We start from the raw sequence: 13300 nt of genomic DNA, 5'->3' as shown, positions 1-13300 counted from the left end.
GCGCCTCCCGGCCGGGAAGGTGCGTCAGCGCTCGGCCGCGCCGTCCAGCCGCCCGCCGGACTCGGTGAGGTAGCAGTTGGCGCAGAGTGACTCGTACTCGACGTCGGCGCCGTCGATGGCGACCTGCGACCCGTCGAAGACGAACTGGCCGTGGATCTTCCGCGCGTTGAACACGGCCTTGCGGCCGCAGCGGCAGATCGTCTTGAGTTCTTCGAGGGAGTGCGCGACCTCGAGCAGTCGTCGGCTGCCGGGGAACGCCTCGGTGCGGAAGTCGGTGCGGATGCCGTACGCCAGGACCGGGATCTGGTCGAGGACCGCGATCCGCAGCAGGTCGTCGACCTGCCGCGGGGTGAGGAACTGTGCCTCGTCGACGAGCACGCAGCTGACCGGGCGGACCATGCCGTCCAGGTGCGCGGACTCCGGGTCGGTGGCACCGGCCTCCGCGACGGCGGCGCGGACGTCGACGTCAGGGGGCAGGACCACGTCGACGGTGCGGGTCACGCCCAGCCGAGAGACGATCTCGCGGTCACCCTTCGTGTCGACCGCGGGCTTCGCGAGCAGGACGCGTTGGCCGCGCTCCTCGTAGTTGTAGGCGGCCTGCAGGAGTCCGGTGCTCTTGCCGCTGTTCATCGCGCCGAAGCGGAAGTAGAGCTTCGCCACTACGCGAGGAAGCCGTCCTCCGCCGCACGACGGATCAGGTCGGACTTCTTGGACGCCGGACGACCGACCTTCGCGTACTTCTCGCGGACACGGCGCAGGTAGGTCTTGGCGGTCTCGTACTGCACGTTCATCTGCGCGGCGACCTCGTTGGTGGAGTAGCCGGAGACGTACAGACGGAGTGCTTCTTCTTCGCCGTGGCTGAGCTTCGGTCGCTGGTGGGCGCTCGCGCCGGTGGGCAGCGGCCGCCATTCGCGCTGGGCGGGGGTCTCGCGGGCGACACCCATCACCTCGCGGGCGATGTCCATGACCTCACGCATCGGCAGGGACTTCGACAGGAAGGCGGCGGCGCCGGCGGCGAGCGACCGGTCGCGGGACTCACGGGCGTCGACGCTGGAGAGCACGATGACCTTCGCGCCGGCGGCGCGGCAGGTGCGGACCCGGGCCTCGATCGAGACCGGCTCCTTCAGCTGGAAGTCGAGGAACACCAGGTCGGTCGGGAAGCTGTCGCTGTGGACCATCTCGAGCCAGGTGTGTGCGGTGAGGGCCAGGTCGAAGTCGAAGGCGTTCACCGCGATCCAGCTCGACAGGCTGTCGAGCAGGACCTCGTGGTCGTCGAGGATGGCCAAACGCACCCGGCGCGAACCCGGGGTCGGCATCGACGGGCCGCCCTCCGCGAGCCGGTTCGGGTCAGTGCTGGTCATACGAGAACCTTAATGTCAGTGACGATGGTCGGACGGCGACGTCGGTGTCGGGGAACGTCACGCGGAGGACGGCGAAGTACGGGTCGAACGTACGGTGGATGCCGACGTCGGAGTCGGCGACCACCACGTCGAAGGTCATCGCGACCCGCGGGCTCGCACCGGCCGGTCCCCCAGGTGCTGCAGCCGGGCCGTCCGCCCCGAGTCCGGGCGCGAGCGCGCCGACGGGGGCCACGGTGATGCGGACACCGGCCGGGTCGACGGTGGCGGCACCGAGCAGCGCCCGCACGAAGGTCCGGACGACGGTCCGCTGGTCGGCGTCCATCGTCGCCACCAGGCCGTCGGGGTCGTGGACGGTGACGGCGGCGTCCCCGGACACCCGCACCGCGTACTCGAGCCAGGTCCGGTCCGCCTCGGCGACCATCGCCTGGCGGATGCCGTCGGCGATCGACCGGGCACGTTCTCGGTCGGCGTCGGTGATCGCGGCCCGGGTGCGGAGCTCGGCGAAGAACGGTGCGACGTCGCGCGCCAGGATCGTGGACCGGTCCTGCTGCACGCTCGCGGTGATGCCGTCGCGTTCGGCACGTTCGACGGAGTAGGACCCGGCACGGATCTGCACGCGTTCCGCGAGTCCCGCGAAGGTCCGCGCGAACACGGCAGCCGCGGCGGTCAGGACGAGGGTCGGTGCGGCTGCCAGGAACGCGGCCACGGAGACCGGGACGCCCGCCGGGTACACGGCGGCGACCGTCCCGGCGGTCACGGCGTTCACGACCGCCAGCACGACCCCGCCCACGACGAGGTCCGTCCACGGTCGGTACGGTGCGACCGAGACGATGCCGACGGCGCAGAGCAGCACCATGAAGTCGTTGACGAGGGACCGGTCCGGCCCCCACTGCGCCGCCGCACTCGTGACCGCCGCGGCCGCGAGCAGGGCGACGTGGGCGACGTACGCCCAGCGTGGGAAGGGCGCACGGAACGGACTGGAGGCGGTGATCACCACCACCGCAGAGGCCGCCAGCAGCAGGACGGTCAGGGCGCTCACCGTCGGGGTGCCGACGACGTCGCGGTCGAACAGGGACACCAGTGTGGCCCAGACCACCCCGCCGGCGCCGATCACGGCCGCCAGGGGACGGGACCCCATCGCGCCGAGCGGGTCGTACTGCTGCGCGGTCCGTCGAGCATCCGTGCGCCCGCGCACCGGGCGGCCAGCGGTCACGAGGCGCGCTCCACGTCGTCGTCGCCGGCGAGGTGCACGACCGGTGCGGGCCCGATCGCCGCCGTGTACGGGACGCTCATCATGACGCTCGTACCGGAGCCGGGCGACGACCACACCTGGACGTCACCGCCGACCCGGCCGATGCGTTCGCGGACCGAGTTCCGGAGGCCCATCCGGTCGGCGCCGGTCGCCTGCTCGTCGAACCCGCGCCCGTCGTCGACGACCATCACCGTGCAGGCGACGCCGTCGTCGAACACGCTGACCTCGGCGGTGTCCGTGCCGGCGTGCTTCGTGACGTTCGCCAGGCACTGGCCGACGGCCCGGACGAGCGCCGTCATCGCGTGCGGGTCCAGGCGGCCGACCGACGACGGATCCCCCGTCACGGTGACCTGGAGGCCCGTGGCACGCTGCTCGTCGAGCATGCGTTCGAAGGCGGCGACCGCCCCGGACGCGGTGTCCGCCGGGTCGGCACCGTCCGGCACGACGGGGTCACCGGCGAGCCAGGCGCGGCCGGTGAGCATCGCGACGTCGGACTCCATCGTGCGGGCGAGGTGCTCGTCCATCGGCCCGGCCGGCGCGAGGGCGATGGCGTTGAGGTGGTTGAGGACGGTGTCGTGCAGGATCGCCGCCGCTTCGGCCTCGATGCCGGCCCGGTACGCGGTCACGTGCTCTTCACGGGCCGATCGCAGCAGTTCGGGCTGGACGCGTTCCGACCGCGGCGTCGACCGGCTCACCGCGACGACGAGCGCGATCACGAAGCCGAGCGTCACCCAGGCGAGGACGAGGGGGTGGTCCGGGCCGCCGGACTGCACCGCTGCGACAGCGGTCACGACCCGTCCGACGACGAACCCGGACGCCGACCAGAGGGCGACCCGGACCGTGCCGCTGCCGGAGCCGCCGACGAGGACGAGCGGCACCACGACCAGGGACAGCAGGTACGAGGTCACCCAGGGGACGTCGGCGAGCTCGCGCTGCACGACGGTGGCGAACCACCACGCGCAGATCCCCCCGACCACGAGGAACGCGACCCCGGACCGCCAGGTCCCGACGTGGGTGTGCACCGCGATCATCACGAGCATCGGCACGACGGCCAGGACCGCGCCGAGGACGTGGTCGTTCGGGGCATCGAGACGGTAGAGCAGCAGCAGGACCGCGGCGGCGACGAGGGACCCGATCGCCGCGGCGTGGAAGGCGCGCACGGTCGACCACGCGTTCACCCGGGGGGCGAGATGCGTGGGGATGCCGAGCACCGGGGTGGTCCTTCCGTGCGGTCGATGGGTCACGGAACACTCGACCAGCGAGTGCTCTCCGCCGCCGACCGGTTGGGAGGTCGTTCGGCTGCGGGCGCGCCACGTTCGATCCAACCACGATGCACGTCGTGGTGTACCCCGATCAGATCCTCCGGCGGCAGACCGGACCATGCTAGCTGCGGCCACCGACCGTCTGCTGTCCCCCGGACTGCTGCGCGTGGCCCCTCGTGACCCCTCGACGACTCAGAACAGCCGCGGCCCGCCGGACCCCGCCGAAGGCGACGCTGCGCCCGATGCGGGCGCAGACGTGCTGACCGGCACCCGGGCAGCCGTCGTCCGCTGCCCGCCCGTCGGTGGCTGCCCGTTCGTCGGGCGCTGCCCGTCCGTCGGCCACTGCCCCTTCGTCGGCCGGTACTCCGCCCGGTGGGCGTACCCGGGGTCGGCGCGCTTCAGCGGCGACTGGTCGGACGTTCGGGGGACGGCGTCGTCCGAGAAGCCCATCGACCCGGTGGCCGGGTCGACCTGGCCGAGCGACAGCCCGTGCTCGCGGAGGATCGGCCGGACCCGCTCCGCCAGCCAGCGCCGGTAGTCCTTCGGCGCGTAGGTGTTGTCGAGGTACATCGACCGGTAGCGCCCGACCAGGTCCGGGTGAGTGCGGCCGAGCCACTCGTACCACCACGGCTTGATGCCCGGCTTGAGGTGCAGCGCCGAGTACATCAGGCTCGTGGCGCCGGATGCCGCCGCACGACCGACGGCGTCCTGCAGGTGCGCGCGCGTGTCGGTGATGTACGGCAGGACCGGCATGAGGAAGACCGAGCAGTCGAGCCCGGCGTCACGGACGGCCCGCACCGTCGCCAACCGGGCCGAGGTCGTCGGCGTCCCCGGCTCGACCGACTGCTGCAGGTCGTCGTCGTACACCGCGATCGACATGGCGATGTCCACCGGCACGGACTTCGCCGCCTCGGCCAGCAGCGGGATGTCCCGCCGCAGCAGGCTGCCCTTGGTGAGGATGCTGAACGGCGTCCCCGACTCCGCCAACGCCCGGATGATGCCGGGCATCAGCCGGTAGCGCCCCTCGGCCCGCTGGTACGGGTCGGTGTTCGTGCCGAGGGCGACCGGGTGCCGGTCCCAGCTCGGCTTCGCGAGTTCCCGCGTCAGGACGTCCGCCACGTTCGTCTTCACGACGATCTGCTGGTCGAAGTCGGCGCCGCCGTCGAACTCCAGGTAGGTGTGCGTCGGCCGGGCGAAGCAGTAGACGCACGCGTGACTGCACCCGCGGTACGGGTTGATCGTCATCCCCCACGTGCCGCCGTCCGCTCCCCCGACCTTGTTCAGCGCCGACTTCGCCAGGACCTCGTGGAACGTGACGCCGGCGAACTCGGGCGTCGTCACACTCCGGACGAACCCGCTGTTCGACTCGAGCCCGGGGAGCATGTCGCTCCGCTCGGCCGTGATCGCCTGTCCGTCCCACCGCATGCCCCCATTCGAACACACGTTCGAACGAGACGCAAGACGGTGGGGTTCAGCGGTGCAGTCCGAGCACCGCCGCAGTGCGCTCGAGCGTGGCGTCCGCCAGCGCGGCGTCGTCGCCGAGGTCCTGCCCGTAGGTCGGGACCATCTCGTGGACGGCGCCCTGCCAGCCGTCCCACCGGTCCGGGAAGCACTTGCGGAGCATGCTCAGCATGATCGGGACCGCCGTCGACGCGCCCGGTGAGGCACCGAGCAACCCGGCGATCGACCCGTCCGCGGACGTGATGACCTCGGTGCCGAACTGCAGGACGCCGCCCTTGTCCTTGTCCGGCTTGATCACCTGGACGCGCTGCCCGGCCGTGATCCGGTGCCAGTCCTCCGGCTCGGCAGCGGGCATGAAGTCACGGAGGGCGTCGAACTTGGCCTGCTTCGACGCCAGGAGCTGCCCGACCAGGTACCGCACCAGGTCGAAGTTCGAGAACGCGACGCTGAGCATGGGCCGCAGGTTGTGCGGACGGATCGAGGCGAACAGGTCGAGGACCGAGCCCTGCTTGAGGAACTTCGGGCTGAACCCGGCGTACGGGCCGAACATCAGCGAGGCGCTGCCGTCCACGATGCGGGTGTCCAGGTGCGGCACGGACATCGGCGGAGCACCGACGCTCGCCTTGCCGTAGACCTTCGCTGAGTGCTTCTGCACCACCTCGGGGTCGTCGGTGCGGAGGAACTCGCCGGACACCGGGAAGCCGCCGTAGCCGCGGATCTCGGGGATGCCGGACTTCTGCAGCAGCTGCAGGGCGCCACCACCCGCGCCGACGAAGACGAAGTTCGCCGCGATGCGCTGCTTGGTGCGACCGACCTCGTTGCGGACGTCGAGCACCCACCCGTCGGACACCTTCGAGCGGACGATCTTGGTCACGCGGTGCGACGGCTCGAACTCGAGTCCGTCGATCTCGAGCTGGTCGAACAGCTGCCGCGTGAGCGACCCGAAGTCGACGTCCGACCCGGCGGCGGAGTACGTCGCCGCGATCGGCTGGTCCTTCTTGCGACCGGGGATGAGCGCCGGTGCCCACTTGCGGATCTGCTCGGCGTCCTCGCTGTACTCGAGGCCGGCGAAGAGCGGGTGGTCCTTCATGGCGTCGTAGCGGGCACGCATGTAGGCGACGTTGTCCGCGCCCCACACGAACGAGATGTGCGGGGTCGGGTTGATGAAGCTCGTCGGGTCGGGCAGGGTGCCGTCCTCGACCAGGTGCGACCAGAACTGGCGCGAGACCTGGAACTGCTCGTTGACCGTCACGGCCTTCGCGATCTCGACGCGACCGTCCGGCAGCTCCGGCGTGTAGTTCAGCTCGCAGAGCGCCGAGTGGCCGGTCCCGGCGTTGTTCCACGGGTTCGACGACTCCTGCGCAGCCGAGCCGAGCCGCTCGTACACGCGGATCTTCCAGTCCGGCTCGAGCCGGTGGATGATCGCGGCGAGCGTGGCGCTCATGATCCCTCCTCCGACGAGGACGACATCGATGGGGTCCACCTGCTTCACTGCCACCCGTCGAGCCTACCTCCGACCGCTGACCACCGGCCCGGCGTGCCGACAGACGGACGGGAGGCGCGTCACCAGCTGGTGACGCGCCTCCCGTCCGGGCGGCCAGCCGTCGGTCAGACGCGGACCGCGCGACGCGCGATGACGACCTCGGCGATCTGCACGGCGTTCAGCGCCGCGCCCTTCCGCAGGTTGTCGTTGCTGACGAAGAGCGCGAGACCGTGTCCGGCGGGTGCCGACTGGTCGGCGCGGATGCGACCGACGAAGGTCGGGTCCTGCCCGGCCGCCTGCAGCGGGGTCGGCACGTCGGAGAGTTCGACGCCCGGGGCGGACGCGAGCACCTCGGTCGCGCGCTCCGGCGAGAGCGGACGCGCGAACTCGGCGTGCACCGAGATCGAGTGACCGGTGAAGACGGGCACGCGGACACAGGTACCGGCGACGAGCAGGTCCGGCAGGTCGAGGATCTTCCGGCTCTCGTTGCGGAGCTTCTGCTCCTCGTCGGTCTCGCCCGAGCCGTCCTCGACGATGCTGCCGGCGAGCGGGACGACGTCGAACGCGATCGGGCGGACGTACTTGACCGGCTCCGGGAACGTCACGGCCGAGCCGTCGTGGGTGAGCGCTGCGGTGTCCTGCTCGAGTGCGGCGCGCGCCTGCCCGAGGAGTTCCTCGACCCCCGCCAGGCCGCTGCCGGAGACCGCCTGGTAGGTCGTCGCGACCAGGCGACGCAGGCCGGACTCGGTGTCGAGCGCCTTGAGGACCGGCATGATCGCCATCGTCGTGCAGTTCGGGTTCGCGATGATGCCCTTCTCGGCGGCGTCGATCGCGTCCGGGTTCACCTCGCTGACCACGAGCGGGACCTGGGGGTCGAGTCGCCAGGCGCTCGAGTTGTCGATGACCAGAGCACCGGCCGCGGCGAAACGGGGTGCCAACGTGCGGGACGCCGTCGCACCGGCCGAGAAGAGCGCGATGTCGATGCCGGACGGGTCGGCGGTCTCGGAGTCCTCGACCACGATCTGCTGGCCACGGAACGGCAGCGTCGTCCCCGCGGACCGGGCACTCGCGAAGAAGCGGACGGTGTCGGCCGGGAAGTCGCGCTCCTCGAGCAGGCGGCGCATCACGGCACCGACCTGACCGGTGGCGCCGACGACCGCGACGGTGAGCTGGCTGATGTCGTGCTGCATGGTGCTCCTGCTCGGGTTCAGCGGCCGGTGCCGGCGTAGACGACGGCCTCGTTGTCGGCGTCGAGGCCGAACGCCTCGTGCACGACGCGCATGGCCTCGTTCAGGGTGTCGGCGCGGGTGACGACCGAGATGCGGATCTCCGACGTCGAGATCATCTCGATGTTGATCGAGGCGTCGTGGAGCGCGCGGAACAGTTGCGCGGAGACGCCGGCGTTCGTGCGCATGCCGGCGCCGACCAGGGCGAGCTTGCCGATCTGGTCGTCGTACTGGATGCCCTCGTAGCCGATGTCCGACTTCGAGACCTCGAGCGCCGTCAGCACGCTCTGGCCCTGGTCCTTCGGCAGCGTGAAGGAGATGTCGGTCCGGCCGGTCGAGGCCGCCGAGACGTTCTGCACGATCATGTCGATGTTCGCGCCGGCGCGGGCCACGATCGTGAAGATCTCGGCCGCCTTCCCGGGCTGGTCGGGCACACCGACGACGGTGATCTTGCCCTCGGAGAGGTCGCCGGCGATGCCGGTGATGATCGGTTCTTCCACGGTTTCCCCCTCGGCAGGGTTGTAGACGATGGTGCCCTCGACGTTGCTGAACGAGGAACGGACGTGCAGGGTGACACCGTGCCGGCGGGCGTACTCGACGGCACGGATGTAGAGGACCTTCGCACCGGAGGCTGCGAGCTCGAGCATCTCCTCGGTCGTGACCCGGTCGATCTTGCGGGCCTTCGGCACGATGCGGGGGTCGGCGGTGAAGATACCGTCGACGTCGGTGTAGATCTCGCAGACGTCGGCGTCGAGCGCGGCGGCCAGGGCGACGGCGGTCGTGTCGGAGCCACCGCGGCCGAGGGTGGTGATCTCCCCCGTGGTGCGGTTGAAGCCCTGGAAGCCGGCGACGATGGCGACGTGCCCGGCGTCGAGCGCCTCCCGCACGCGCTTCGGGGTGACGTCGACGATGCGGGCCTTGCCGTGCTGGGCGTCGGTGAGCATGCCCGCCTGGCTGCCCGTGTAGGACGAGGCTTCGACGCCGAGGCTCTTGATCGCCATCGCGAGGAGCGCCATCGAGATCCGCTCGCCCGCGGTGAGGAGCATGTCGAGCTCGCGGCCGGCCGGGATCGGCGTGACCTCGTGCGCCAGGTCGACGAGTTCGTCGGTGGTGTCCCCCATCGCGGACACCGCCACGACGACGTCGTTGCCGGCCTTCTTCGTCTGCACGATGCGCTTCGCGACGCGCTTGATGCTCTCGGCATCCGCGACGGACGAACCACCGAACTTCTGCACGATCAAGGCCACGGGCACGCACTCCTGGGGACGGTTCTCCGCGACGTCACGCGGCTCGACAATCGTAGACGGTGTTCCACGGATGTTGCGTCCGAGCGGGTCGGCACGCAACGATCCCGCGTGGCTCGAGGGCCCCGCGGAACCGGGCCGGTCAGCCGCCGACGACCCGACGGCCCTCGAAGGCACGGCCGAGGGTGACCTCGTCCGCGTACTCCAGGTCGCCGCCGACGGGCAGCCCCGAGGCCAGGCGGGTCGTCCGGATGCCCATCGGGACGAGCAACCGGCTGAGGTAGGTCGCGGTCGCCTCGCCCTCGAGGTTCGGGTCCGTGGCGATGATGACCTCGTCCACCGTGCCGTCGGCGAGGCGGACCATGAGCTGCTGGATCCGCAGGTCGTCCGGTCCGATGCCGTCGATCGGGCTGATCGCGCCGCCGAGCACGTGGTACAGCCCACGGAACTCGCGGGTGCGCTCGATTGCGGCGACGTCCTTGGCCTCCTCGACCACGCAGATCGTGGCCGGCGAGCGTCGGGGGTCGCGGCAGATGCTGCACTGCACGTTCTCAGTGACGTTGCCGCAGACCTCGCAGAAGCGGACCCGCTCCTTGACGTCCGCCAGGAGCTCCGACAGGCGGGTCGGGTCGAACGACTCGGTCTGCAGGATGTGGAACGCGATGCGCTGCGCCGACTTCGGGCCGATGCCGGGCAGCCGCCCGAACTCGTCGATGAGGTCCTGCACGATGCCGTCGTACATCAGATCGTCCCCTCGTTCAGCGACGTCTCCTCGATGAACTGGGCGCCGAGGATCTCACGCACGACCGCCTCGCCGTACCGCCCGGGCACCGGTGCGCGGCGCACACCGGACCGGGCCGGTGCCTGCTGGGCCTGCTGTGCGGGGGCGCTCGACGGCTGCTGGGCGCTCTGCTGCGCGGCGGCCGGCTGCTGGGTTGCCGTCTGCTGCGCGGCCGGCTGCGACGGGGCGCGGCCCGCCGGGGCGGTCCGACCGTGGCCGGGGTCCGGGAACGGGGCGCCGTCGTCGAACGGCTCGTCGTCCAGCGGGTAGTCGTCCACCGGGATGCCGGCGGCCGGCACGGGAGGCGCGGCGGACCCACCCGGGGCCGCTGCGGTCGCCGACGCCCCACCTCGGGCGCGGTCCTGGCCACCGGGGGTCGTCCCGCTCGCCGGCTGCGGCGGCGTGCTGGCCGCGGCAGGTGCGGCCGGTGCCGTGGGTTCGGCAGGAGCGACGGTCGCGTCCGAGGGCACCGTGCCGAACGGGGCACCCCAGGCGGGGACGACGTCCTCCGGCACGGCGCCGGTGGTCGGGTCCGAGGCGGGGATCGTCGCGACGGCCCACTCGGTGACCGGGCCGGCGTCCTGGGCTGCGGGCTGCTCGGCGGCAGGCCGTTCGGCAGTGGATCGCTCGGCGGACTGCTCCGCCGCGCGCTGCTCGTGTGCGCCCTGCTCGTGTGCGCCCTGCTTCGATGCCGGACGGTCCGCTGTCGGACGGTCAGCTACCGTCGGTGCTGCCGGGGCGCGGTCGGACTGCGGCCGGGCCGTGTCGTCCGACGTCGTGCCGGTCGTCTGGTCGGACGTCCGCTGCGGCGCCTGCGCCTGCCGTGGCTGTCCGGCCTGCGGCGACTCCTGCGCGGGCCGATCGGCCTGCTGTGGCTTCGCGTCGCGCTCGGTCGGGTGGCCGGGTGCCGACTGCGCGGGTGCCGGCTGTGCCGGCGCCTCCTCGGCCCGTGCCGGCTGTGCCGGTTCCGACTGCGCGGGGGCCGGCTGTGCGGGTGCCTGCTTCGCCGGGGCCTGCGCCGGCCGGGCACCGGCAGCGCCCGGTCCACGCGCGACGAACTTCACCCGGAAACCGAGCAGGTCCGTGATCGCGCTGCGCAGGTGCTCGCTGACGCTGGTGTCCGGCCCGCTCATCTCCTTGAACGAGGCCACGTCCTGCTGGCTCGGGAAGGTCAGGGTCAGGACGTCGTCCTTGAGCGCGGTGACCTGCGCCGTCGCCACGACCGCCCACGCGGACCGCTTGGCGCGCTGCACGTGCTCGACGATCTGCGGCCAGGTGTCCCGCATCTGCTGCAGGCCCACCGGTGTGACGGAACGGACCGCGGGCTCGGAGCCGATGACGGTGCCGACGCCGGTCGAGGACGGCGAAGCCTGCCCCTCGGGCTCGGCCTCCGCTGCCGGGGCGGCGGCTTCCGGGTGTCGGGCAGCGGGAGCGTTCGACGGCACCGCCGCGGCCCACGATGCGGCGGCGTCCCGCGCAGCTTCGCCCGGACCCTCGTCGGCGTGCGCAGCCTGGGCCTCCGGGGCAGCAGGTGCGATGGGGGCAGGCGCCTTGCTGACCGGAGCGGCACCCGTCGGGGCGGTCTGGACAGGAGGCGCGGCAGACGTCTCCGGGGTCGCCGCAGCGGTCGGCGGTGCAGCGACCGGTGCCGCAGCAGACGTCGTCCTGGCGGCCGGGGCCGCAGCAGGCATCGTCTCTGCCGGAGCCTGGTGCCCCCCGGCATCGCCGACACCGACTCGGCGCTCGAGGCGCTCGACGCGGGCGAGCGCTCCGCGCTGGGTGTCGTCCGCCTCGGGCACGAGCATCCGGGCGACCATGAGTTCGAGGTGCAGTCGGGGCGAGGTCGCGCCGGTCATCTCGGTGAGCGCACGGTTCGCGATGTCGGCGCCGCGGGACAGCGCGGTGGCACCGAAGACGCCGGCCTGGCGGGACATCGTGTCGAGCTCCTCGGGCGAGACGCCACGGAGGACCGCTCCGGCGCTCTCGTTCGTGGCCGCGACGACGATCAGGTCACGGAGTCGTTCGAGCAGGTCCTCGACGAAACGGCGCGGGTCCTGGCCGGTCTGGACCACGCGGTCGATCGCCGAGAACGCCGACGCCGGGTCGGCCACGGCGAGCGCGTCGACCACGTCGTCGAGCAGGGCGGCGTCGGTGTACCCGAGCAGGGCGACGGCCCGCTCGTAGGCGATCGCGCCGTCTTCGCTGCCGGCCATCAGCTGGTCGAGCAGCGACAGGGTGTCCCGGACCGAACCGCCGCCGGCCCGGACCACGAGCGGCAGCACGCCGGGTGCGACGGAGACGGACTCCTGCGCGCAGAGCTGCTCGATGTACTCGAGCATGGTGGCCGGCGGGACCAGGCGGAACGGGTAGTGGTGGGTCCGCGACCGGATGGTGCCGATGACCTTCTCGGGCTCGGTGGTGGCGAAGATGAACTTGACGTGCTCGGGCGGTTCCTCGACCAGCTTGAGCAGCGCGTTGAAGCCCTGCGGCGTCACCATGTGCGCTTCGTCGAGGATGAAGATCTTGTAGCGGTCGCGGGCCGGGGCGAACACGGCGCGGTCGCGGAGGTCGCGGGCGTCGTCGACACCGTTGTGGCTGGCGGCGTCGATCTCGATCACGTCGAGGGAGCCGCTGCCGCCACGCGCGAGTTCGACACAGCTGGGGCAGACGCCGCACGGGGTGTCGGTCGGGCCCTCGGCACAGTTCAGGCAGCGGGCGAGGATGCGCGCCGAGGTGGTCTTGCCGCAGCCGCGCGGGCCGCTGAACAGGTACGCGTGGTTGACGCGGTTCGTACGGAGTGCGGTGCGGAGCGGGTCCGTCACCTGCGACTGCCCGATCAGCTCGGCGAAGTTCTCGGGCCGGTAACGGCGATACAGGGCGGTGACCACGCGACCAGGGTAGTCGGGACCGCCGACACCTCGACACCGCTCTCCACAGCCAACCGGCGGCACTCGCAACAGAGCGAGAGCACGCCCCGGAAACGAAGAAGACTCCTCACGCACGCAACCCACACAGCCCCGGTGTCGGTCGCGAGCACGCCCCGGAAACGAAGAAGACTCCTCACGCACGCAACCCACACAGCCCCGGTGTCGGTCGCGAGCACGCCCCCGAAACGAAGAAGACTCCTCACGCACCCGCCAGAGCCCGGTTACCCTTGCTGCGTTTCCGCCCTGGGGGAGTTGGCCTGGATGGCGTCACGTGAGGAGCCGCTGAACACTCTACCGGACGGA

General features: G+C 71.7%; 10 protein-coding genes and 1 other RNA gene. All 11 read right to left on the bottom strand.

Annotated elements, in window-relative coordinates; all coding sequences use genetic code 11:
* Nucleotides 1-24 precede the first annotated feature (24 nt).
* The gene (locus JOD51_RS05670) at nt 25-660 is read right to left on the bottom strand and encodes a thymidine kinase (protein WP_204607398.1); all 636 of its coding nucleotides are present in this window, start codon (nt 658-660) and stop codon (nt 25-27) included.
* Nucleotides 660-1361, bottom strand: a complete 702-nt coding sequence (locus JOD51_RS05665) for a DNA-binding response regulator (protein WP_239539788.1) — start codon at nt 1359-1361, stop codon at nt 660-662. Before JOD51_RS05665 ends, JOD51_RS05670 begins: the two co-directional genes overlap by 1 nt.
* Nucleotides 1348-2574 carry a hypothetical protein gene (locus JOD51_RS05660; RefSeq protein WP_204607397.1) on the bottom strand — a complete coding sequence of 409 codons (1227 nt, stop codon included), beginning with the start codon at nt 2572-2574 and terminating at the stop codon, nt 1348-1350. Before JOD51_RS05660 ends, JOD51_RS05665 begins: the two co-directional genes overlap by 14 nt.
* Complete coding sequence (locus JOD51_RS05655) at nt 2571-3824, bottom strand: sensor histidine kinase (RefSeq protein WP_204607396.1); 1254 nt, start codon at nt 3822-3824, stop codon at nt 2571-2573. The genes JOD51_RS05660 and JOD51_RS05655 overlap by 4 nt, the downstream gene beginning before the upstream one ends.
* Before the next feature lie 243 nt (nt 3825-4067).
* Entirely contained in the window at nt 4068-5300 is a 1233-nt protein-coding gene (locus JOD51_RS05650; protein ID WP_239539786.1) for an Rv2578c family radical SAM protein, read from the bottom strand.
* Nucleotides 5301-5346: 46 nt separating this feature from the next.
* Complete coding sequence (locus tag JOD51_RS05645) at nt 5347-6834, bottom strand: malate:quinone oxidoreductase (protein WP_204607395.1); 1488 nt, start codon at nt 6832-6834, stop codon at nt 5347-5349.
* A 110-nt stretch (nt 6835-6944) separates the two neighbouring features.
* Nucleotides 6945-8009 (bottom strand): aspartate-semialdehyde dehydrogenase, encoded by a 1065-nt coding sequence (locus tag JOD51_RS05640; protein ID WP_204607394.1) that lies wholly within the window; start codon nt 8007-8009, stop codon nt 6945-6947.
* Between the two features lie 17 nt (nt 8010-8026).
* Entirely contained in the window at nt 8027-9292 is a 1266-nt protein-coding gene (locus JOD51_RS05635) for an aspartate kinase (protein ID WP_204607393.1), read from the bottom strand.
* A 139-nt stretch (nt 9293-9431) separates the two neighbouring features.
* The gene (gene recR, locus JOD51_RS05630) at nt 9432-10031 is read right to left on the bottom strand and encodes a recombination mediator RecR (RefSeq protein ID WP_204607392.1); all 600 of its coding nucleotides are present in this window, start codon (nt 10029-10031) and stop codon (nt 9432-9434) included.
* Nucleotides 10031-12958, bottom strand: coding sequence for a DNA polymerase III subunit gamma and tau (locus JOD51_RS05625; protein WP_204607391.1), 2928 nt, complete (start codon nt 12956-12958; stop codon nt 10031-10033). The genes recR and JOD51_RS05625 overlap by 1 nt, the downstream gene beginning before the upstream one ends.
* Before the next feature lie 226 nt (nt 12959-13184).
* Nucleotides 13185-13281: signal recognition particle sRNA small type (gene ffs / locus JOD51_RS05620), an RNA gene on the bottom strand.
* Nucleotides 13282-13300 lie beyond the last annotated feature (19 nt).

The sequence above is a fragment of the Curtobacterium herbarum genome, assembly GCF_016907335.1.
Taxonomy (GTDB): domain Bacteria; phylum Actinomycetota; class Actinomycetes; order Actinomycetales; family Microbacteriaceae; genus Curtobacterium; species Curtobacterium herbarum.
Note: the sequence above shows the minus strand (reverse complement) of the source record. Positions and strands in the feature narration are given on the sequence as shown.

Coding starts and splice junctions, on each gene's coding strand:
- JOD51_RS05665 (WP_239539788.1), bottom strand. CDS start 1,361: ATGACCAGCACTGACCCGAACCGGCTCGCGGAGGGCGGCCCGTCGATG.
- JOD51_RS05650 (WP_239539786.1), bottom strand. CDS start 5,300: ATGCGGTGGGACGGACAGGCGATCACGGCCGAGCGGAGCGACATGCTC.
- JOD51_RS05640 (WP_204607394.1), bottom strand. CDS start 8,009: ATGCAGCACGACATCAGCCAGCTCACCGTCGCGGTCGTCGGCGCCACC.
- recR (WP_204607392.1), bottom strand. CDS start 10,031: ATGTACGACGGCATCGTGCAGGACCTCATCGACGAGTTCGGGCGGCTG.